The sequence below is a fragment of the Prauserella shujinwangii genome (assembly GCF_003001955.1).
Lineage (GTDB): Bacteria > Actinomycetota > Actinomycetes > Mycobacteriales > Pseudonocardiaceae > Qaidamihabitans > Qaidamihabitans shujinwangii.
Genome location: NZ_PVNH01000004.1, coordinates 347,567 through 367,781, shown reverse-complemented (window position 1 = coordinate 367,781; position 20,215 = coordinate 347,567). Strand labels below are relative to the sequence as shown.

The following is a 20,215-nucleotide window of genomic DNA, read 5'->3' as shown; positions in this document are numbered from 1 at the left end:
TCACGCGACGCGGCGGGCGCCGCTGTACTGGTCCTGCAGCGGCGCGACCTTGACCACGTCACCCGACGTCGGCGCGTGCACCATCATGCCGTTGCCGATGTAGATGCCGACGTGCGAGACGGGCGAGTAGAAGAACACCAGGTCGCCCGGCTGCAGCTGGCTGCGCGGCACGGCCGTGCCGTAGGTCGACTGCGACGAGCTCGTGCGCGGGATGCTGATGCCGGCCTGGGCGTAGGCCCACTGGGTGAGGCCCGAGCAGTCGAACGCGTCCGGGCCGGTGGCACCCCACGAGTAGGGGCTGCCGCGCTTGCTCATCGCGGCGTCGATGGCGATCTGGGCGGCGGCACCGGGGGCGTCGATCTCGCCGACCTCGGGCCCGACGTCCTGCTGGGCGGCGACGTCGGAGTCGCTGAGCAGGCCTGCCTGCTCGCGCAGCTCGTCGAGCTGCTGGTCGAGGGTGTTCTTGCGGGCCTCGATGTCCGCCTTCAGCCGCGCCGCCGCGTCCTTGGCCTCCTGGGCGCGGCGCTTGGCGTCGGCGGCCCGCTGCTCGGCCGCGGCCGCCTGCTGGACGGCACCGGCAAGCCTGCTCAGCGCCCTGTTCTTGTCGGTGGCGAGCACGTCGAGGGCCGCGGACCGCTCCAGGAAGTCCTGCGCGGAGCCGCCGGTGAGGAGGGCGGACATCTTGTTGAGCTGCGCGCCGCTGGTGAACGACGCGCCGGCGAACCGGTCGACGTCCACGCGGAAGCGCTCCTCGGCGGCCTCGGCCTTCTTCTTGGCCTGCTCGGCCTGGCGGAGGTCGGCGTTCGCCGTGTCGAGCTGGCGCTGCTTGGCCGCCAGGTCCTCCTTCGCCTTGAGGTACTCCTCGTTCAGCTTCTCGGCCTGACCGGCCAGCTCGCGGTACTTGGCCAGGGCGTCCGACGGGTTGCTCGGGGGTTGCTGGAGGGCGGGGACGGGGGAAGCGGTGGCGGGTGTCTGAGGGACGGTGACCGCCACGAACACGGCCGACGCCGCCAACGCTCCCGACACTACGCGCTTCACTGGATGCGACTGCACGTCGCGTGTGTCTCCTTTGCTCTCGGCCGCCTGCCGGAGCACCGCGCGCGGGAGGTCGGGGGCCCTCCACGCGCTCCGCGGGAACGGGTCGACACGACACCCGTTCCGGCCACGGTGCCCGCCGCCGCGGCCGGCACCGCATCAGGCCAGGAAGTACCGCAGGTACTCCTCCGACGCGGATGCCCGGTATCGCGCAGCAGGTCCGGCACAGCTCCCCGACAAGCTGTCTCGGCGGCAACCCCGCGTCGCCGAACCGGGTGGAACGGCCACCTGACGCGAGATCTCGGCCAGGTTACGAAAGAGGTGCCGCCGCGTCCACCAGCGCGGCGCCGGAATTCGGCGATCGTGCGCCGAGACACCTTTGGACCAGCGGTGATCGATAGCTGTGACGGAAATAACAACGCTGGGCTGTATTTGGCCCTACCGTTCACCTGATCGGATGGACCGCTCACCGCACGCCGTTTGCGTGGTGGTCACCCAGCGCGTCGACGCTGTGCGGGCCGCGTGTCGTCGGCGGGCGAGGGGACGAGCCGCAGCCGCGGCACCATCCCGGCCTCGGCGAGCGCGTCGACGGCGCGCCGCTCCGCACGGTCCCACTCCACCGACGGCGGCGCGCCCAGCAGCACGCTCACCACGCAGTCCGTGCAGGCATCGCCCCGCACCGCGCACCGGTCGCAGTCGATGATCAGCGTGTCGTCGTCGAGGTAGTCCACGGATCGCTCCTTGCCACGTCGTCGGCTTCTGGCGGGAACGCTAGGCGCGGCCACCGACAATTTCGGGGTTCCGCACGGGCCTCACGTGCGGGAACGCAGAACTCGCGGCGCTGGACGGGGACTCGCGGATCAGGTGGTGCCGGCGAACTCCCAGTGCCACGGCTCCTCCCGGCCCCGGCCGGGCTGCGCCCAGCCGGGGTTGACCCAGCCGAACGCGCCCGCGTTGGCCGCGAGCCAGCGGTACTGCGGCGTGCCGAACGACTGCGCGCCGCCGCACAGGTCCAGCGCCAGGCCCCAGCCGTGGTTGCTGGTGCCGGGCACGGCGGCCAGCGCCGGCTTGCGGCGGTACAGGTCCACCTGCGCGCCGAACGTGCGGTAGGAGTCGGTGACGCAGAGCGGGGCGCCGAACGCGGCCGCGTAGGCCCGCGAGAGCGCGGCGTAGGCCTGCGCGGCGTCGCAGCGCAGGAAATGGGAGCCGATGCCGATCGGGCACAGCGCCGCCGTGGGGATGAGCCCGTTCGGGTAGCCGCCCCAGGCGCCCGCGGCCTGCCCGGACGCCGCCTTCCGCGGCGGCACCTCCACCCCGCCGCACCGCCAGCGCAGCTCACCGGCGGCTCGCCGGGGCACCTCCCGCGCGGGGCCCTGCCCCAGCGCGGGCCGCACGAAGCCGAGCGCGCTGTCGCCCGCGGGCAGGTCGGCCACCACCACGCCGGCCAGCCGGGCGTCGGCCACGAGCATCGTCGCGTCGTCGAGCACGATGCCCACCGACTGCACGCCGTACCGCTCGGGGCCGGCGAACACGAGGTCGCCAGGCCGCGCGTCGGCCTGCCGCACCGGCCTGCCCGTGGCCAGCTGCCGCGCGGCGGTGCGGGGCACGGTCAGCCCGGCCCGGTCGTACACGGTGTGCACGAGGCCGTCGCACGAGTACGCCACCGGACCGGTGCCGCCCTCCCCCGGCACGTACGGCCTGCCGAGCGCGTCCACGGCCGCCGACACCGCCGTGATCGTCTCCTCGGGCAGCACCAGCAGGCGGTCCTCGCCCGTGCCGGTCTGTGCCACGCCCGCCTGGTCGAGACCGTCCGCCCCGGGCAGCGGCCACAGCCCGGGCGGGAAGCCCGCCGGGTCGCGCAGGGCCGCCGCCGGGGGCGGGGTGATGCCCGCGTCGGCGAGCCGCCCGAGGTAGTCCCGCCAGTTGGCGGCGGTCTCCGCGTTCCGGTCGCGCTGCGCCCGCTGCTGCGCCACGACGGCGTCGTTGGCCGCCCGGATGGGGTCGCGCAACTCGGCCGAGACGGCGTCGGCGCGGTTGGTCGCGTCGCCGCGCAGCCGGTCGAGGCGGGCCTTCCGGTCGGCGGCGGCCCGTTCGGCGCGTTCGGCGGCCTCCACCGCCGCGACCGCCTCGCGCTGCCGCTCCAGCGCGCCGCCGAGCCGCTGGTCCTGCCGGGCCCGCAGCTGGTTGATCAGCGAGGTGCCGTCGAGCAGTTCCCGCGCGCTGGACGCGGTCACCAGCAGCTGGAACTCGTCGGGCCGGTGCATCGCCGTGAACACCGAACGGGAGAACTCGTCGATCTCGGTCTGCTGCGCGGCGACCTCGGCGTCGGCCCTGCGCCGCTCCGCCCTGGCCCGGTCCAGCCGGGCCGTCGCGGTGCGCACGTCCCGCTCGGCCGCCGTGATCCGCCCGGCCAGCTCGCCCAGCTCCCGCTGCACCTGCTCGGCCGTGCGCTGGAGCGCGGCCACCTCGGGATCCGCGAACGCCTCGCCGGGCCGCGGGTCCGGCACGGCGGCGCCAGGGACGACACCCGACTCGACCCGGGGAACGCCCGGATCGGCGGGAGGGTCCTGCCGCGCACCCGCCGCCGGCGCCGTGACGAGCCCGGCCACCAGCAACGGCGCCAGCACACCGGCGAGCCGCATCCGCACCTCCACATCGCCGACCCGTGAGTAACAACGACGTGGTGCGGCGTTCGTGACGGGCTAGACGCGCCCCAACCGGGTGAGCAGCACGGCCGAGGCCACCGGGTGCGCGCCCGCGGACCGGACGGACTCGGCGACCGCGCGGTCCGAGGTGGCCACGATCAGCGGCCGCCCGCCCGGTTCGGCGTCGACGAGCGCCCGGATGACGTCGTCGGCCTGCACTCCGGGATCGGAGAACAGCACCCGTACCCCGCGGGGCGCGGCCGTCGGCACCGACGTGACGGCGGCCCCGTCGAACACGGCGGTGATCTCCGCGCCGGTGCGGGCGGCGAGCGCGGACAGCTGGCTCGCGAGCCGCTCACGCTGGTCGGCCAGGGTCAGCTCGGGGTAGCCGGTCTTGGTGACGTTGTAGCCGTCGACGACGAGGTGCACGTTCGGCAGTGCCAGCAGCCGGTCCAGCCCGGCGGCGTCGCGCACCTGGCCCGCGCCGCCGCCGGTGCTGGCCCCGCGCACCACGTCGGCCGGACGGCGGCGGCCCTGCCCCGCCTCGCCGACCGAGAGCTCGCGGCGCAGCCCGGCGACCGCGCCGCCGAGCGTGTCCAGCAGCAGCGCGAGCCGCACCTCGTCGGCGTCCCTGGCCTCCCGCGCCGACTGCCGGGCGATCTCGGCGTCGGCGACGGCCCGTTCGGCGCGGGCCCGCTCCGCCGCGGCCCGCTGCCGTTCCCGCTCCAGCTTGTCCGCCATGGCGGACAGCTCCGTGTCGCGCTCGGTCTGGGCCCGCTCGGCCTCGGCCCGTGCCTCGGCGGCGTCGTCCCTCGCCTGGCGCAGTACGACGCCCTGCTGGCGCAGCTTGCCGCGCAACCGCTCCAGCTCGGCCTCGCGTTCGCCCCTGGCCCGCTCGGCGGCGTCCTGAGCGCCCTCCAGCTCCGCCTTCAGCCGGGCGACCTCACTTTCCAGCCTGCGTGCCCTGGCCACGGCCGCGTCGCGCTCGGCACGCAGGGTGGTCTCCTCCGCGTTCCTGGCGACCAGGCGAACCCTCGTCGAGGCGCTGGACTCACCGAGCAGCACGGCCGCCGCGGCGGCCGCGACCGAGTCGGGCGCGTTCGGGTCGAGTGCGTCCTGGCGGTGTTCCCGCAGCCATTCCAGCACCGCGGTACGGAAGCGCGCCGAGTCGCGCAGCCCGGTCAGCAGCGCGGGCGCACCCAGCCTGGCCCGTTTCGCCGGGGCGAACCGGGCCACCGGGCGCAGCTGGCGCGGCACGTCGTCGGGCGGCAGCTTGCCCAGCGCGGAGGCGGCCAGCTCGGCGATGCGCTCGCGCACGGGCTCGGGCAGGCCGGTCCAGTCGGTCGCGCGGTCCTCCCCCGAGCCGCCCTGGCCGTCGGTGCCGTCGGTGCCGTCGGCGCTGGTTCCGGGCACGCCGGAACCCGGGCCCGGCGACTCGTCGCCGGGCCGGTCCGGGTGCGCGGAGGGAAGCATCCGTCCAGCTTAGGTTCCCCGGCCGCGCCGTGTCCCCCTCGGGACGCCCAGCTCACCCGCGAGCGCTGACCAGGACCCTGCTGAACAACGGCAGGTGGTCGGACGCGGCCGGGTCGGTCAGCTGCACCCGGCTCACCAGCGGCCGCACCGCGGGCCCGGTGAACACGTAGTCGATCCGCCGGTCCGGGTCCTCGGCCGGGTAGGTGGCGCCGTCTCCCCGGCCGGACACCGGCCAGACGTCGGTGAGCGCCGAGGAGAGCGTGGCGACCTCGGGCGCGTCCGGCAGCGCGTTGATGTCGCCCAGCAGCACCGCCCGGCGCGTGTCACCGATCAGCTCGACGATCTCCGCGGTCTGGTGGCGGCGGTCGAGCGCGGAGCTGGCGGCGAGGTGGGTGTTGTAGACGTGCACGGGGACGCCGTGCACGTCGAGCTCGGCATGCAGCAGACCGCGCTGCTCCTGTCCCGGCGAGCGGTACAGGTAGGTGTTGTCCCAGTCGACGATCGGGTGGCGGGACAGGATCGCGGTGCCGTACTGGACTCGCGGCCTGCCCTCGGCGGGCGGGTCGCGGTCGATGTTGGCGCCGAACACCACGTGCAGGTCCAGCCGCCGGGCCAGCTCGCCCGCCTGGTCCACCCACTCGCTGCGGCCGGAGTAGTGCCGGTCGACCTCCTGCAGGGCCACCACGTCCGCCCGCGACGCGCGGATCACCCCGGCGATCCGGTCGAGGTCGAGCACGCCGTCGGTGCCCTCCGCGTGGTGGATGTTGAACGACAGCGTGGCCAGTACCCGCGCGCCGTGCTCCGCCGACGCCGCCGGGACCAGGCTCGCCAGAATGCCGGCGAGCGCGAGTGCGAGTGTCATCACCCGACGTAACATGGGACCCTCCGACCGTGTTCCGGGTTACCGTGCGGCGCTGATCCTCGCGGGCACAGGCACCGACCGGGCGACGCGGCGGTGAACCGCGGGCGAAGATTGTCGGTGGCGGAACCTACTGTGCCGATCATGGATTCGCCGTCGCAGCTCGCGTTCGACGAACTCGGCACTCCGTTGCGGGACACCACGTTCGTCGTCGTCGACCTGGAGACGACCGGGGCGCCGCCGGGTGGGGAGGGCATCACCGAGATCGGGGCGGTGAAGGTCAGGGGCGGTGAGGTGCTCGGCGAGTTCGCGACCCTGGTCGACCCCGGCGGGCCCATCCCGCCGCAGATCGTGGCGCTCACCGGCATCACCGGCGCGATGGTGTCGGACGCGCCGCGCGTCGAGCGGGTGCTGCCCGCGTTCCTGGAGTTCGCGGCGGGCTCGGTGCTGGTCGCGCACAACGCCGGGTTCGACACCGGGTACCTGCGCGCGGCGTGCCGGGCGCACGGCTACGCGTGGCCGAGGACACCGGTGGTGTGCACGCTGCGGCTGGCCCGCCGCGTGCTCGCCCGGCAGGACACGCACAGCTTCCGGCTCTCGGCGCTCGCCCGGCTCCTTGGCGCCCGCACCGAGCCGACGCACCGGGCGCTCGACGACGCCCGCGCCACCGTCGACGTGCTGCACGCCCTCCTCGAACGGGTCGGACCGCTCGGCGTGCACTCGCTGGAGGAACTGCTCGACTACCTGCCGGACGTGACGCCGCAGCAGCGCCGCAAGCGCGGGCTGGCGGCGCACCTGCCCGAGCGGCCCGGTGTCTACCTGTTCCGGGGCCCGAACGACGAGGTCCTCTACGTCGGCACGGCGCGGAACCTGCGGCGGCGGGCGCGGCAGTACTTCACCGGGTCGGAGCACCGCGGCCGCATGCGGGAGATGGTGGCGCTGGCCGAGCGGGTGGACGGGCTCGAGTGCGCGCACGCGCTCGAGGCCGAGGTCCGCGAGCTGCGGCTGCTGGCAGCCCACCGCCCCGCCTACAACCGCCGCTCGAAGAACCCGCGCAAGGCGTGGTGGGTGGTGCTCACCGACGAGCCGTTCCCCCGGCTGTCGGTGGTGCGGGCGCCCCGGGACGGCGCACTGGGCCCGTTCCGCTCGCAGGCGGCGGCGAAGCTGGCGGCGGACACCCTCGCGGGCGCGGCCGGGCTGCGCACGTGCACGCTGCGGATCCCGGCGGAGGGCGCGGACGCGCGGCCGTGCGCGCTCGCGGAGCTGGGCCGGTGCGGCGCGCCGTGCGCGGGCAGGCAGACGACCGCCGAGTACGCGCCCTCGGTGGCGACGGTCACCGAGCTCCAGGCGGGCCGGGGTGACTCCGCGCTGCGGCTGGCCCAGCGGCAGCTGGACGACCTCGCCGAGGCCGAGCACTTCGAGCAGGCGGCACGACGGCGCGACCAACTGGCCGTGCTGGTGCGCGCGGTCGAGCGGGGGCACCGGCTGGCCGCGCTGGCCGCGATCCCCGAACTGGTGGCCGCGGCCCCGGACGGGAGCGGCGGCTGGGAGTTCGCCGTGATCCGGCACGGCAGGCTCGCGTCGGCGGGCGTGGCGCGGCGCGGGGTGCCCCCGATGCCGGTGGTGGACGCGCTGGTGGCGTCGGCGGAGACCGTACTTCCGGATGCGGGGCCGCTGCATGGCGCGAACCCGGAGGAGGTGGGCATCCTGCTGCGCTGGCTGGTGCGGCCCGGGGTGCGGCTGGTCCGCACGGCGCGGCCCTGGGCCGAACCCGCGCGCGGGGCGGGCGGCTGGCGGCCGTGGCTGGACCGGGTGGCGACGGCGGAAGCGCTGGAGGCGCTGGAGACCGTGGGCTGAGCGGCGCCGCGGGCTACGATCACGACGTCGTACGGAACCAGCTTCGAGGAGGCCAGCCGGTGATCACCGCGATCGTCCTGATTCATGCCGCCGCGGACACCATCCCCGAGACCGCGCAGGCGATCGCGGACATCGAGGGCGTGTCCGAGGTGTACTCCTGCGCGGGCGACGTCGATCTCATCGCGATCGTGCGCGTCGCCGCGCACGAGGAGCTGGCGGACCTGATCCCGGCGCGGATCGGCAAGGTGCCCGGCGTGCTCGACACCGACACCCACATCGCGTTCCGCTCCTACTCCAGCGCCGACACCGAGTCCGCGTTCGCCATCGGGGTGGAAGGCGACTGAGCGAGCCGCACCCGCGCCGCGCAGTGAAGGCCACCCCGACTGCGTTCAACGCACTCAGGGTGGCCTTCACTGCCTCCGGGCTGCGAGCGCGGAATCAGCGTTCCGCGTGCTCCGGCTGCGCCTCCTCGGGCTGCGGGGCCTCGAGCTGGCCGCCGGGGTAGTCATGCTCGGCGCCGCCTGCCCGCTCCAGCGCCGCGACCTCCTCGGCCGGGTCCGGCGTGATGAGCGTGCCCGGCACCGGCTTGCCCGCCGAACCCAGCTTGTTCATCTTCTTCGGCACCGGCGCGCCCTGGTACTCCAGCGGCACCGCGTGGCCGTGGTCGTCGACCGGGCCGAGCGGCTGGTGCAGCTCGATGAACTCGCCGTGCGGGAGGCGCTTGATGATGCCGGTCTCCACACCGTGTTCCAGCACCTCGCGGTCGGACCGCTGCAGGCCGAGGCAGATCCGGTAGGTGATGTAGTACGCCAGCGGGGGCAGCAACAGCACCCCGATCCGGCCTGCCCACGTGGTCGCGTTCAGCGAGATGTCGAACGCGAACGCGATGATGTCGTTGAACCCGGACGCCTCGATGACCATGAAGAACGTGATGGCCATGACACCGAGGCCGGTCCGCACCGGTGCGTCCCGGGGTCGCTGCAGCAGGTTGTGGTGCGCGGTGTCCTTCGACAGCTTCCGTTCGATGAACGGGTACGCGATGAGCACCGTGAACAGCACACCCATACCGATCGCCCCGGCGAAGAACACCGGAGGCACGGTGTAGTCACCTAGGTAGAGCTCCCAGGCAGGCCAGATACGGAGGATGCCATCGGCCCACGCCAGATACCAGTCGGGCTGGGATCCCGCGGACACCATCGACGCGACGTACGGGCCGAGGTTCCACACCGCGTTGATCTGGAACAACCCCGACATCAGGGCGATCACGCCGGTGACGAGCGCGAAGAACGCACCGCCCTTGAGGGCGAACACCGGCATGATGCGCACGCCGACGACGTTGGTCTCCTTGCGCCGCACGCCCGGGAACTGGGTGTGCTTCTGGTACCACACCAGCGCGAGGTGCACGGCGACGAGCGCGAGCATGATGCCCGGGATGAGAAGCACGTGCAGGACGTACATCCGCGGCACGATGACCATGCCGGGGAACTCACCGCCGAACAGCGCCCAGTGCGCCCACGTGCCGATGACCGGGACCGACAGCGTGATGCCCGACAGCGTCGCGCGGATACCGGTGCCGGAGAGCAGGTCGTCCGGCAGCGAGTAGCCGAAGAAGCCCTCGAACATGCCCAGGATCAGCAGCAGCGCGCCGATGACCCAGTTGGCCTCACGGGGACGGCGGAACGCCCCGGTGAAGAACACCCGGAACATGTGCACGAACATCGCCGCGACGAAGATCAGCGCCGCCCAGTGGTGCACCTGCCGGACGAACAACCCGCCGCGCACCTCGAACGAGATCTCCAGCGTGCTCTCGAAGGCCCGCGACATGGGCACGCCGTTGAGGTTCTCGTACGGCCCGGTGTAGATGACCTCCTCCATCGAGGGGTCGAAGAACAGCGTGAGGTAGACGCCCGACAGGATCAGGATGATGAAGCTGTAGAGCGCGATCTCACCGAGCAGGAAGGACCAGTGGGTCGGGAAGACCTTGTTCAGCTGGTGCCGCAGGCCCTTCGCCACGCGGTAGCGCTGGTCCATGTCCGTGGCGGCGCGACCGGCCTGCTTCTCCAGGAAGCTGGACCCCTTGGTCGGTGTGGTGAGTGAACTCATGACGGGCGCTCCCAGAAACCTGGACCGATGGCCTCGATGAAGTCGTGCCGGGCGATCAAGTACCCGTCAGTATGCACCGTGATGGGCAGCTGAGGGAGGGCTCGCGTGGCGGGCCCGAAGACCGGCTTGGCGTACTGCAGGACATCGAACTGCGACTGGTGGCACGGGCACAGCAGCCGGTTGGTGCGCTGCTCGTACAGCGACGCCGGGCAGCCGACGTGCGTGCAGATCTTGGAGAAGGCGTAGTAGTCGCCGAAGTTGAAGTCCTCCTGGCCCTGGCGCTTGACGACCCGATCGGCGTCCTCGGGGCGCAGGCGGATCAGCAGGACCGGGTTGTCCGCCCGGCGCAGCGCGTGCAGCAGTGCCTCGTGGTTGCCACGCTCGGACTCCCGGAACGGGAACACGGTCTCCATGCCGCCCGCGTCCAGGTCCTCGGGGCGCACCAGCGAGATCTCGTCCGGGATACCGGTGTTGCGGCGCAGGTAGACGATCTCACCGGGGAACTGCTGCTGCCAGCCGGTGTGCCAGAGCGATTCCTTGGTGTCCGTCTGGTCCCAGGGGTCCTTGATGAGGGAGGCGACCGGCAGCGCCACCGTGCCGAGGCCGAGCATGCCCGCGCTCAGCCCGAGGCTCCGCTTGATCGCCGACCGGCGGGCGAACGTGCTGCGGTTCCCCGCGTCGGCGAGCTGGGCGAGGATCGTCTTGCGGTGGAGCTCGGCCGAGCCCTGACCCATGTTGTCGTCGCGCTGCTGGATGGCGAGCTCGTCGGGGATGAACCGCTTGGTGTACAGCAGCACACCCGTCGCCAGCGCGAGGATCGAGACACCCAGGGTGATGCCGAGCAGCGGGGTGTACAGGCTGTACAGGAAGTGCGCGTCCTGGTTGGACGGCGGCTGGTACCGCCACGGCCACCAGATCAGCGCGACCACGAATCCCACCCCGGCGAGCGCCGAGATGAGGAACGACAGGGCGACAGCCCGCTCGGCGCGCTTCTCCGCGCGCGTCCCCTTGACCGGCCACGGCTCGGGGTAGTTGACGATCTCCACCCCGTCGAGGCTGGTGCCGAGGCGGACCAGCGCGTCCCGGTCCATCCTCTCGAGCTCCGCGTCGCTGGGCGGCGGGGTTGCTCCTGGCTCGTTGCCGCTACTCATGTGCCTATGCCCTCGATCCAATCCACAGGGTGACGCCGATCAGCGCGCCGATCCCCACGACCCACGCGATGACGCCCTCGGAAGCAGGCCCCAGCCCGCCGAGCGGGTTGCCGCCCGGGGAGTTGCTGCCGTCCGAGACGGACTTGACGTAGGCGATGATGTCCTTCTTCTCGTCCGGGGTGAGCTGCCGGTCGGAGAACTTCGGCATGTTCTGCGGCCCGGTGAGCATCGCGGTGTAGAGCTGCTCCTCGTTGGCGGGCGCGAGGTGCGGCGCGAACTTGCCCGAGGACAGCGCGCCGCCCTGGCCGGTGAAGTTGTGGCAGGAGGCGCAGTTGAGCCGGAACAACGTGGCCCCGCGCGCGGGGTTGGAGCCGATCAGCTCCTCACCGCTCTCCGGCGGCCGCTGCGGGCCGCCGCCGTGGGCCTGCACGTAGGCGCCCAGCGCGTCGATCTCCTCGGGCGTGAGCTTCACGGGCTTGCGGTGGGCCTGCGCCTCTTGGCGCACCATCGGCATGCGGCCGGTCGAGGTCTGGAAGTACACGGCCGCCTCGCCGATGCCGATGAGGCTGGGCCCGCGTCCCTCGACGCCCTGCAGGTTCTCCCCGTGGCAGGTGATGCACGTGTTGTTGTAGATCTGCTCGCCCTTGCGCAGCAGGGCGGGATCCACCTGGGCCTGCGCGGTCTGCGGTTCCGGCGCGAACACGGCGTACAGGGCGCCTGCGCTCAGCAGCGCCAGCCCGAGAGCGAGCAGGCCGGCGACCCGCCGCCGGAACTTCGAGCGGCGACCGGCCCGCCGCGCGGAGGCGGTGTCGGAGTTCTTGCTGGTGGTCATCTTCTGCGGCAACCCTTGCTGTCAGTTCGGCCGATGGCGGACGGCGGTACCGGTCTCCCGGTCACGGCAGGATGTAGATCACCGCGAACAGGCCGATCCACACGATGTCGACGAAGTGCCAGTAGTAGGAGACGACGATCGCCGAGGTCGCCTGCGCCGGGGTGAACTTGCTCAGCCGGGTCCGGATGAGCAGGTAGACGAAGGCGACGAGACCGCCGATGACGTGCAGTCCGTGGAACCCGGTGGTGAGGTAGAACACCGTCCCGTAGGCCCCTGAGGGAATCGTCACACCCTCCGCGATGAGGTTCAGGTACTCGTAGCCCTGGCCCGCGACGAAGACCGTGCCCATCAGCAGGGTGATCAGGTACCAGCGGCGCAGGCCGTACACGTCACCGCGCTCGGCCGCGAACACGCCGAACTGGCAGGTGAACGACGACGCCACCAGGATGATCGTGAACGGCAGCGCGTACGGGATGTCCAGGTGGATGGGCTCCCCGGTCGACTCCAGGATCGGGGGCCAGACACCCGTGTCGTTCTGCGCCTTGACCGTGAAGAACATCGCGAACAGCCCAGCGAAGAACATGAGCTCGCTGGACAGCCACACGATCGTGCCCACGCTGACCATGTTGGGCCGGTTCAGCGAGTGCACGCGCTGGCTGATGGTGGGAGCTGCCGTTGTCACGAGTCGCATTATGTCTTCCCCCGGAGGGGCGGCGCAGGTCGGGTCCTACGGTGAGTCGTGGAAGGGCGTGATCACATGCGTGAGCAGCGACGACGGCGCGAAGGGAACCGCTGGTGGCACCGGTTCCGGCGGGGCCGGGGACCGCGCGGGGAGGTCACGCCGGACCTCGACGACCCCGGCCTGACCGTGGTCGCGGAGTCCTTCGCCGTCGGCGAGGCGGACTCGGCGGCGCTGGCGCGCGCGTCCGCGTGGAGCCCCGGCAGGCCCGCCGTGCTGCGGCACCACCTGCTGCTGCCCGCGGACCGCGTCCCGGAGGCGACCGCGCTGCTGGCGCCCGACGGCTGGGACGTGCGGGAGGCGGGCCGGGAGGGCGACCGGATCCGCGTGCACGCGCTGCGGGCGGACCGGCTGGACGCCCTGCTCTGCGCGCGGGAACGCGCCCGGATGGCGGGGCTGGCGCAGCGTCTCGGCGGGGACGCGCTGGGCTGGGACGCGCTGCAACCCCCTGGGTGAGGGCGGTGGTTGCCGGATAGCATGCACCCAGCCACCACCACCGAGGGCCCGGAGGACGCGTCACCATGACCGAGCAGGCGATGAGCATCCTGGTTTTCAGCCACCGGCCCGAGGTACGGGAGTCGATCGTCAACGCGGTGGGCCGCAGGCCCGCCACCGACATCGGCCGTGTCTCCTACGTGGAAGCCGCCACCGTGGCGGAGGTCATCACCGAGATGGACGCGGGCACGGTCGACCTCGCGATCCTCGACGGCGAGGCCCAGCCGACCGGCGGCATGGGCCTGTGCAGGCAGCTCAAGAACGAGATCACCGAGTGCCCGCCGATCGTGGTGGCGGTCCGGCGCAAGGACGACCGGTGGCTGGCGACGTGGTCGCAGGCCGACGCGGTGCTGGTGCACCCGCTCGACCCGCTGACCGCGGCCGAGACCGTCGCCGACGTGCTGCGCAGGCGGCGCGTGCCCGTCGTCGGCGGGTGAACATGGCGGACACCCACACCTGGCCGACCCTGCTGCAGCAGCTCATCGCGGGCACGGACCTCTCGGAGGCGGACACCGCCTGGGCGATGGACCAGGTGATGTCCGGGGCCGCCACCCCGGCGCAGATCGCGGGCTTCGCCGTCGCGCTGCGGGCCAAGGGCGAGACGGCCGCCGAGATCGCGGGCATGGCGGAGGCGATGCTGGCGCACGCGCGCCGCGTCGACCTCGGCGACCTGCGCGCGGTGGACATCGTCGGCACCGGCGGCGACCGGTCCGGCTCGGTCAACATCTCGACGATGACCGCGCTCGTGGTCGCGGCCGCCGGGGCGCCGGTGGTCAAGCACGGCAACCGGGCCGCCTCGTCGAAGTCGGGCGCGGCCGACGTGCTGGAGGCGCTCGGCGTCACCATCGAATCGACCCCCGAGGACGTGCGGCGCTGCGTCGAGGAGGTCGGCATCGGCTTCTGCTTCGCGCCCGCGTTCCACCCCGCGTACCGGCACACCGGCCCGCCCCGGCGGGAACTGGGCGTGCCGACGACGTTCAACCTGCTCGGCCCGCTCACCAACCCGGCGCAGCCCGGTGCGGCCCTGATCGGCTGCGCCTACCAGGACAAGACGCGGGTCCTCGCGGAGGTGTTCGCGCGGCGCGGGGCGAGCGTGCTGCTGGTCCGCGGGGACGACGGTCTCGACGAGATCACCACCACGACCACCACGACCGCGTGGGTCGTCTCCGGCGGCGAGGTGCGCCGGGAGACGATCGACCCGGCGGCGCTCGGCGTGGCCCCCGGCACCGCCGACGACCTGCGGGGCGGGGACGCGGCGGCCAACGCCGAGGTCGTGCGCTCCCTCGTCGCGGGCGCTCCCGGCCCGGTGCGGGACGCCGTGCTGCTCAACGCGGCGGGGGCGCTGGCCGCGTTCACGGGTTTCTCCGGCGACCTGGTGGCCGATCTGCGGGGCGGCCTCCGGCTGGCCACGACGGCCGTCGACAGCGGCGCCGCCGCCAGCCTGCTGGACCGCTGGACGACGTTCCGCTGAACCCCGTCAGGTACCCGCGAAGGCTCTCCGGTAGGCGCTGGGTGACGTTCCCCGCAGCCGCGTGAACTGGTGCCGCAGCGCGGCCGCCGACGCGTAGCCGCACGTCCGCGCGATGTCCTCCACGGAGAGCGCGCCGTCCTCCAGCAGGCCCTGGGCCCGGTCCAGCCTGCGCTCGGTGAGCCACCGGTGCGGCGTGGTCCCCGTCGCGACGGCGAACCGGCGGAGGAACGTCCGCTGGCCCAGCCCGGCACGCCTGGCGAGCTCCGCGACGCTCACCGGCTGGTCCAGCCTCCGCTCGATCCACTCGAGCACCTCGGCCACCACGGCGTCGTCCGGCGCGGCGGAGGCGGGCACGGGCGCCTCGACGAACTGCGCCTGCCCGCCCGCGCGGTGCGGCGCCGCGACCATCCGGCGCGCCAGCGCGGTGGCCGCCGCGACCCCGCGCAACCTGCGCACCAGATGCAGGCAGAGGTCCACCGCGGCGACGGTGCCCGCGCTCGTGAACACGCCCCGGTCCTCCGCGTACAGCGCCTGCGAGTCGACCGCCGCGGCCGGGAAACGCCGCCGGAACTCACGCTCGTAGACCCAGTGCACCGTGCAGCGCCTGCCGTCGAGCAGGCCCGCGTACCCCAGCGAGAACACCCCCGCGCAGAAGCCGGCCACCCAGGCGCCACGCCCGGCCGCGGCGCGCAGCACGTCGAGCACCGGCTCCGGCGGCGGCGCGCCACGGGGCGCGCACGTCGGCACCACGAGCAGGTCCGCCGCCCCCGCCACGTCCAGCGTGGACAGACCGCCGACGGCGAAACCCGACCAGCTCCGCACCGGTGCGCCGCCGGGCGAGCACACCGCGAACTCCCAGCCGGGCATGCCGTCCGCGGAGCGGTCGGTCCCGAAGACCTCGCACGCCACGCCGAGTTCGAACGGTGACACCTCGTCGGCCACGACCACCGCGACCCGTTCCACCCGCATCCGGTGATGCTGTCACATCTTTTGCGGTCCGTGTCACTTCTGCCACTCGTCGGGACCGTCCGCGCGGCGGACGCTGTGCTCATGACGCCCACGCCTCCACCGCCCTCCACGCCCACCGCGCCGGTCACGGTCCACCCGGAGGGCTCCCCCGCACCGGTCGACCGCGCGGCACTGGCCCGGTGGACGGCGGCGATGGCGCTGTCCGGCACGATCGGCGCGGTCGTCGTGGAGAGCGGAGCCGCGGCGTCCGCGGTGGCGTTCGCCCGCTGCCTGGTGGGCGGCCTCCTGCTGGTGCTGTGGGGCCTCGCCCGCGGGCGGCTGGGCCGGGCCCGGCCGGCCGCGCTGACCAGGCGGGAGCTCGGGCTGGCCGCACTGGGTGGAGTCCTGCTGGTCGGCAACTGGGTGCTGCTGTTCGCGTCGTACGCGCTGTCGTCCCTCTCCGTGAGCACGGTCGTGTACCACACCCAGCCGCTGCTGCTCGTCGGTCTCGCCGCCGTGCTGCTGCGGGAGAAGGTCACCCGGAGCCACCTGGCGCGGGCGGTGGTGGCGTTCGGCGGAGTGGCGTTGATCTCGCTGGGCGCGCACGGCACCGGAGGGGAGCCGGTGCGGCTGGGCGGGATCGCTCTCGCACTCGGCGCCGCCGTCCTCTACGCGGGTGCGTCCCTGGTCGCGAAACGGCTCGCGCACGTCCCGCCGCACGTGCTGGCCGCGGGGCAGCTGTCACTGGGCGCGGTGCTGCTGGCCCCGGCGCTGGCGGTCACGCCGCTGCCCGCCTCGGCGGGCGGGCTGCTCTGGCTGGCGCTGCTGGGCACGGTCCACACGGCACTGATGTACGTGCTGATGTACAGCAGCATCGGCAGGCTGCCGACCGGCACGGTGGCGCTGGTGTCCTACCTCTACCCCGTGGTCGCGGTGGTGGTCGACGTCCTCGCGTACGGGCACCGGCCCACGGTCGCCGAAGGTGCCGGCATGGTGGCGGTGCTGCTCGCCGCCATGACGCCCCGGCGCCGGTGAACGCCCGGTTCCGCGTCCCGGTCCGGTCAGTGGTGGGAAGGCCCGGTGTGGTACTCGAAGACCAGGCCGCCGATGGTGATCAGCAGGGCGACGACGGCCATGATCAGCAGCCAGATCTGGAAGAACGCGAGCGCGACACCCGCGATCGCGGCCGACGCGGCGAGACCGACCGGCCAGTAGCTGCCGGGGCTGAAGAAGCCCAGCTCACCGGCGCCGTCGCTGATCTCGGCGTCCTCGGTGTCCTCGGGCCTGGGCTCGATACGGCGCGCGATGAACCGGAAGTAGCTGCCGACGATGAGCGCCAGGCCACCGGTGAGCAACAGCGCGACCGTGCCGATCGGCTCCACGCCGTCCTCGGTCATGTACCCGGTCATCACCCCGTAGACCGCCGCTACGAGGAAGGCAAAGACCGTGACGATGTCGAAAACCCGGGCTTCGACCTTCATGGACCCGTCCTCACTACTGTCACTGACTCACTGGGGATTCGCTCGGGGTGCGCCGCGCTAGCCGGAGGCGGTGCGCAGCGTACGGCTGGTGGCGAACGGCTCCGTGGTGACGGCGCGCGGGCTGCACAGCTCGCCGCAGCCCTCGTCCTGCATGATCGCCAGCGCCTCGGACGCGGAGTAGGGCACCCCGGTCTCCGGGTTCACCCGCGTGCGCAGCTCGATGTACCGGTCGTACCTGTCCGGGGACAGCGCCCGCACCTCGAAGTTCATCATGGCGTGGTAGGTGCCGCACAGCTCGGCGCACCGGCCGACGAACGAGCCTTCCTGGTCGATCGTGTTCTGGAAGGTGTTGTCCTGGTTGTTCTTCTCCGGGTACGGGAAGACGTCCCGCTTGAAGTTGAACTCGGGCACCCAGAACGAGTGGATGACGTCGGTCGAGCGCAGGTTGTACTGGATCACCCGGTCGGTGGGCAGCACCAGCAGCGGGATCTCGGTCGAGCTGCCGACCGTGCTCACCGGCCCCCCGTCCGCGGTCCGCGTGTCCGGGTACTGGAACTCCCAGTTCCACTGGAAGGCCGTCACGTCGACCGTGACGTCGGGGTCCTCCTGCTCGTCGAGTACGACGCTCTCGGTGGTGGCGGTGAAGAAGAACAGGACGCACACCATGATCACCGGCACGACAACCGTGAACAGCTCCAGCGGCACGTTGTACTGGAACTGGCGGGGCAGCGGCTCGGTCTCGTGCTTCTTCTTCCGGTGGAAGGCGACGGCCCAGAAGATCAGGCCCCAGACGATGACGCCGACGACCAGGGCCGCGATGACCGACCAGGTCCACAGCACCCGCATGCGATCCGCTTCCGGTGTGACACCCTCCGGCCAGCCGAACCGCAGTACTTCCTCGCCCGAGCACCCCGTCGCCAGGACGGCGACCAGCCCGGCGAGCGCGGCAACCTTGACGGCCCGCAACGGCCGCGTTGCCCGGGTGCGCTCTGCAACGCCCACAGCGCGATGCCTCCTCGCCCGATCTTTCCGACAGCCGGAGCCTAACCGAGTTGTCCTGCTCTGCTGTCCAAGGGGTGTCCGACCCAGCACCCGGGGGCCCCCGGCGCGACGGGCATACTTGCGGCTTCGAACGTCGGCCACGAGCAACCTGAGGTGTGTGAAGACGCGTGTGCGGCCTGCTTGGACTGGTCTGTGCCAGCGAGAACGACGCGGAGAAGGCGCGGGACGCGGTCGGCCGGGCGCTGCGCTGCCAGCGGCACCGCGGCCCCGACGAGACGGACACCTGGGCCGAGGCCGAGGTGGTCTACGGCTTCAACCGGCTCGCGATCATCGACGTCGAGCACTCGCACCAGCCGCTGACCTGGGGTCCTCCGGAGAACCCCCGGCGCTACACCATCAACTTCAACGGTGAGATCTACAACTACCTCGAGCTGCGCGAGGAGCTGGCCGGCGAGCACGGTGCGACGTTCGACACAGCGGGCGACACCGAGGCGATCGTCGCCGCCTACCACCACCTCGGGCCGGCCGCCGTGGGCAGGCTGCGCGGCATGTTCGCGTTCCTGATCTGGGACTCCGAGCGCAAGGTCGTGTTCGGGGCGCGTGACCCGTTCGGCATCAAGCCGCTCTACTACTCGGCCGGTCCCGGCGGCGTGGCCTTCGCCAGCGAGAAGAAGAGCCTGCTGGAGCTGGCGGAGACCCTGGGCGTGGCCGAGCGGCTGGACCGCACCGCCCTGCAGCACTATCTGGTGCTGCAGTACGTGCCGGAACCAGAGTCGCTGCACGCGGGCATCCGGCGGATCGAGTCGGGCACGTCGTTCACCGTCGCGCCGGGCGGGGACGTGAAGACCGAGCGGTACTTCGCGCCCGAGTTCCGCGCGCGGCCCGTGTCCGGCCCGGCGCAGGTGGCGGCGCTGCACGAGGAGATCGCGGAGGTCATGCGCGACTCGGTGGCCAAGCACATGCGCGCGGACGTCACCGTGGGCGCGTTCCTGTCCGGCGGCATCGACTCCACCGCGATCGCCGCGCTGGCCAAGGAGCACAACCCGAACCTGATCACGTTCACCACCGGCTTCGAGCGGGAGGGCTACTCGGAGGTCGACGTGGCCGCGGAGTCCGCGGCGGCGATCGGCGTCAAGCACGTGGTGCGCACGGTGTCCGCCGACGAGATGATGGACACACTTCCGCTCATCGTCTGGTACCTGGACGACCCCGTCGCCGACCCGGCGCTGGTGCCGCTGTGGTTCATCGCCCGCGAGGCCCGCAAGCACGTGAAGGTCGTGCTCTCCGGCGAGGGCTCCGACGAGCTGTTCGGCGGGTACACGATCTACCGGGAGCCGCTGTCCCTGGCGCCGTTCGAGAAGGTGCCCGGCGGGGTGCGCAGGTTGCTCGGCAGGCTCTCGGCGCGGATCCCGGAGGGCACCCGCGGCAAGGACCTGCTGCGCCGCGGCGCGCTGCCGCTGGAGGAGCGCTACTACGGCAACGCCCGGATCTTCCGCGACGACCAGCTGCGCGGCGTGCTCCGGACGTTCACCGAGGGCGTCGGCCACCAGGACGTGACCGGGCCGTGGTACGAGACGTCGGCGGCGTGGGACCCGGTGGCGCGGATGCAGCACGTCGACCTGTTCACCTGGCTGCGCGGCGACATCCTGGTCAAGGCCGACAAGATGACGATGGCCAACTCGCTGGAGCTGCGGGTGCCGTTCCTCGACCCGGAGGTGTTCCGCGTGGCGGCGGGCATCCCGCTCGACCAGAAGATCACGCGGGAGACCACGAAGTTCGCGCTGCGCCGCGCGCTGGACGGGATCGTGCCCGCCCACGTGCTGAACCGGCGCAAGCTCGGCTTCCCCGTGCCGATCCGGCTGTGGCTGCGCGACGAGATGTACGACTGGGCACGCGGCATCATCCACGACTCGCGGACCGAGGAACTGCTGGACAAGCAGGCCGTGCTGGGCCTGCTCGACGAGCACCGCGCCGGCCACGTCGACCACAGCAGGCGCCTGTGGGCGCTGCTGGTGTTCATGCTGTGGCACGGCATCTTCGTGGAGCAGCGCATCAAGCCCGAGATCCCGGAACCCCAGTACCCGGTCAAGCTCTGACCCACCCGGCGAGCGACGACGGCAGTGA

The 20,215-nt window shown here is 72.7% G+C and carries 19 protein-coding genes; 7 read left to right on the top strand and 12 right to left on the bottom strand.

The genetic code is table 11. The annotated features are described in order from the left end of the window. The 5 genes from B0I33_RS11540 to B0I33_RS11520 all read right to left on the bottom strand — a co-directional run bounded on the left by B0I33_RS11540 (position 1) and on the right by B0I33_RS11520 (position 6,015). Positions 1-1,053, bottom strand: a complete 1,053-nt coding sequence (locus B0I33_RS11540; RefSeq protein WP_106178609.1) for an NlpC/P60 family protein — start codon at positions 1,051-1,053, stop codon at positions 1-3. 473 nt (positions 1,054-1,526) lie between these two features. Then, the gene (locus B0I33_RS11535; RefSeq protein ID WP_106178608.1) at positions 1,527-1,766 is read right to left on the bottom strand and encodes a hypothetical protein; all 240 of its coding nucleotides are present in this window, start codon (positions 1,764-1,766) and stop codon (positions 1,527-1,529) included. Between the two features lie 129 nt (positions 1,767-1,895). Further along, entirely contained in the window at positions 1,896-3,677 is a 1,782-nt protein-coding gene (locus B0I33_RS11530; protein ID WP_106178607.1) for a D-alanyl-D-alanine carboxypeptidase family protein, read from the bottom strand. 60 nt (positions 3,678-3,737) lie between these two features. Continuing rightward, positions 3,738-5,153, bottom strand: a complete 1,416-nt coding sequence (locus B0I33_RS11525) for an NYN domain-containing protein (RefSeq protein ID WP_106178606.1) — start codon at positions 5,151-5,153, stop codon at positions 3,738-3,740. 52 nt (positions 5,154-5,205) lie between these two features. Further along, the gene (locus B0I33_RS11520) at positions 5,206-6,015 is read right to left on the bottom strand and encodes an endonuclease/exonuclease/phosphatase family protein (protein WP_245900611.1); all 810 of its coding nucleotides are present in this window, start codon (positions 6,013-6,015) and stop codon (positions 5,206-5,208) included. Between the two features lie 141 nt (positions 6,016-6,156). Between B0I33_RS11520 and B0I33_RS11515 the strand changes: the two genes are divergently transcribed. Together B0I33_RS11515 and B0I33_RS11510 are read left to right on the top strand one after the other, a co-directional pair. After that, on the top strand, positions 6,157-7,869 hold the full coding sequence (locus tag B0I33_RS11515; RefSeq protein WP_106178906.1) for a DEDD exonuclease domain-containing protein: 1,713 nt from the start codon (positions 6,157-6,159) through the stop codon (positions 7,867-7,869). 59 nt (positions 7,870-7,928) lie between these two features. After that, entirely contained in the window at positions 7,929-8,213 is a 285-nt protein-coding gene (locus B0I33_RS11510) for an Lrp/AsnC family transcriptional regulator (protein WP_106178604.1), read from the top strand. Between the two features lie 94 nt (positions 8,214-8,307). Here the strand turns inward: B0I33_RS11510 and qcrB are convergent, their stop codons facing one another. From qcrB to ctaE, 4 genes are all read right to left on the bottom strand, one after another. After that, positions 8,308-9,972, bottom strand: a complete 1,665-nt coding sequence (qcrB, locus tag B0I33_RS11505) for a cytochrome bc1 complex cytochrome b subunit (protein ID WP_106178603.1) — start codon at positions 9,970-9,972, stop codon at positions 8,308-8,310. After that, entirely contained in the window at positions 9,969-11,123 is a 1,155-nt protein-coding gene (qcrA, locus tag B0I33_RS11500) for a cytochrome bc1 complex Rieske iron-sulfur subunit (protein ID WP_106178602.1), read from the bottom strand. The genes qcrB and qcrA overlap by 4 nt, the downstream gene beginning before the upstream one ends. 4 nt (positions 11,124-11,127) lie before the next feature. Beyond that, positions 11,128-11,955 carry a cytochrome bc1 complex diheme cytochrome c subunit gene (gene qcrC / locus B0I33_RS11495; protein ID WP_106178601.1) on the bottom strand — a complete coding sequence of 276 codons (828 nt, stop codon included), beginning with the start codon at positions 11,953-11,955 and terminating at the stop codon, positions 11,128-11,130. A gap of 61 nt (positions 11,956-12,016) precedes the next feature. Then, positions 12,017-12,646 (bottom strand): aa3-type cytochrome oxidase subunit III, encoded by a 630-nt coding sequence (gene ctaE, locus B0I33_RS11490; protein ID WP_106178600.1) that lies wholly within the window; start codon positions 12,644-12,646, stop codon positions 12,017-12,019. A 66-nt stretch (positions 12,647-12,712) separates the two neighbouring features. On the opposite strand from ctaE, the gene B0I33_RS30800 reads away from it, so the two are divergent. The 3 genes from B0I33_RS30800 to trpD all read left to right on the top strand — a co-directional run bounded on the left by B0I33_RS30800 (position 12,713) and on the right by trpD (position 14,660). After that, positions 12,713-13,150, top strand: a complete 438-nt coding sequence (locus tag B0I33_RS30800) for a hypothetical protein (RefSeq protein ID WP_342750056.1) — start codon at positions 12,713-12,715, stop codon at positions 13,148-13,150. A 65-nt stretch (positions 13,151-13,215) separates the two neighbouring features. Beyond that, complete coding sequence (locus B0I33_RS11480; RefSeq protein ID WP_106178599.1) at positions 13,216-13,626, top strand: hypothetical protein; 411 nt, start codon at positions 13,216-13,218, stop codon at positions 13,624-13,626. Positions 13,627-13,628: 2 nt separating this feature from the next. Next, positions 13,629-14,660, top strand: coding sequence for an anthranilate phosphoribosyltransferase (gene trpD / locus B0I33_RS11475; protein WP_106178902.1), 1,032 nt, complete (start codon positions 13,629-13,631; stop codon positions 14,658-14,660). 6 nt (positions 14,661-14,666) lie between these two features. Here trpD and B0I33_RS11470 read toward each other — a convergent pair whose 3' ends face one another. Then, entirely contained in the window at positions 14,667-15,629 is a 963-nt protein-coding gene (locus B0I33_RS11470; RefSeq protein WP_106178598.1) for a GlxA family transcriptional regulator, read from the bottom strand. 192 nt (positions 15,630-15,821) lie between these two features. Here B0I33_RS11470 and B0I33_RS11465 point away from each other — a divergent pair, with 192 nt between their 5' ends. Next, entirely contained in the window at positions 15,822-16,643 is an 822-nt protein-coding gene (locus B0I33_RS11465) for a DMT family transporter (RefSeq protein WP_106178900.1), read from the top strand. Positions 16,644-16,669: 26 nt separating this feature from the next. On the opposite strand, the gene B0I33_RS11460 is transcribed toward B0I33_RS11465, so the two are convergent. Both B0I33_RS11460 and ctaC read right to left on the bottom strand, forming a co-directional pair. Further along, entirely contained in the window at positions 16,670-17,089 is a 420-nt protein-coding gene (locus tag B0I33_RS11460) for a cytochrome c oxidase subunit 4 (RefSeq protein WP_106178597.1), read from the bottom strand. 57 nt (positions 17,090-17,146) lie between these two features. Beyond that, complete coding sequence (ctaC, locus tag B0I33_RS11455; RefSeq protein ID WP_106178596.1) at positions 17,147-18,091, bottom strand: aa3-type cytochrome oxidase subunit II; 945 nt, start codon at positions 18,089-18,091, stop codon at positions 17,147-17,149. A 167-nt stretch (positions 18,092-18,258) separates the two neighbouring features. Here ctaC and asnB point away from each other — a divergent pair, with 167 nt between their 5' ends. Then, positions 18,259-20,187 carry an asparagine synthase (glutamine-hydrolyzing) gene (gene asnB / locus B0I33_RS11450; RefSeq protein ID WP_106178595.1) on the top strand — a complete coding sequence of 643 codons (1,929 nt, stop codon included), beginning with the start codon at positions 18,259-18,261 and terminating at the stop codon, positions 20,185-20,187. Positions 20,188-20,215: the final 28 nt, after the last annotated feature.

Bases quoted from the DNA above. Each gene is read 5' to 3' on its own strand.
- B0I33_RS11465 (WP_106178900.1), top strand. From the start codon at position 15,822: ATGGCGCTGTCCGGCACGATCGGCGCGGTCGTCGTGGAGAGCGGAGCC.
- trpD (WP_106178902.1), top strand. From the start codon at position 13,629: ATGGCGGACACCCACACCTGGCCGACCCTGCTGCAGCAGCTCATCGCG.
- B0I33_RS11480 (WP_106178599.1), top strand. From the start codon at position 13,216: ATGACCGAGCAGGCGATGAGCATCCTGGTTTTCAGCCACCGGCCCGAG.
- B0I33_RS11515 (WP_106178906.1), top strand. From the start codon at position 6,157: ATGGATTCGCCGTCGCAGCTCGCGTTCGACGAACTCGGCACTCCGTTG.
- B0I33_RS11525 (WP_106178606.1), bottom strand. From the start codon at position 5,153: ATGCTTCCCTCCGCGCACCCGGACCGGCCCGGCGACGAGTCGCCGGGC.
- B0I33_RS11460 (WP_106178597.1), bottom strand. From the start codon at position 17,089: ATGAAGGTCGAAGCCCGGGTTTTCGACATCGTCACGGTCTTTGCCTTC.
- B0I33_RS11520 (WP_245900611.1), bottom strand. From the start codon at position 6,015: ATGACACTCGCACTCGCGCTCGCCGGCATTCTGGCGAGCCTGGTCCCG.
- B0I33_RS11470 (WP_106178598.1), bottom strand. From the start codon at position 15,629: ATGCGGGTGGAACGGGTCGCGGTGGTCGTGGCCGACGAGGTGTCACCG.
- qcrA (WP_106178602.1), bottom strand. From the start codon at position 11,123: ATGAGTAGCGGCAACGAGCCAGGAGCAACCCCGCCGCCCAGCGACGCG.
- B0I33_RS11530 (WP_106178607.1), bottom strand. From the start codon at position 3,677: ATGCGGCTCGCCGGTGTGCTGGCGCCGTTGCTGGTGGCCGGGCTCGTC.
- B0I33_RS30800 (WP_342750056.1), top strand. From the start codon at position 12,713: ATGCGTGAGCAGCGACGACGGCGCGAAGGGAACCGCTGGTGGCACCGG.
- qcrB (WP_106178603.1), bottom strand. From the start codon at position 9,972: ATGAGTTCACTCACCACACCGACCAAGGGGTCCAGCTTCCTGGAGAAG.
- ctaE (WP_106178600.1), bottom strand. From the start codon at position 12,646: ATGCGACTCGTGACAACGGCAGCTCCCACCATCAGCCAGCGCGTGCAC.
- qcrC (WP_106178601.1), bottom strand. From the start codon at position 11,955: ATGACCACCAGCAAGAACTCCGACACCGCCTCCGCGCGGCGGGCCGGT.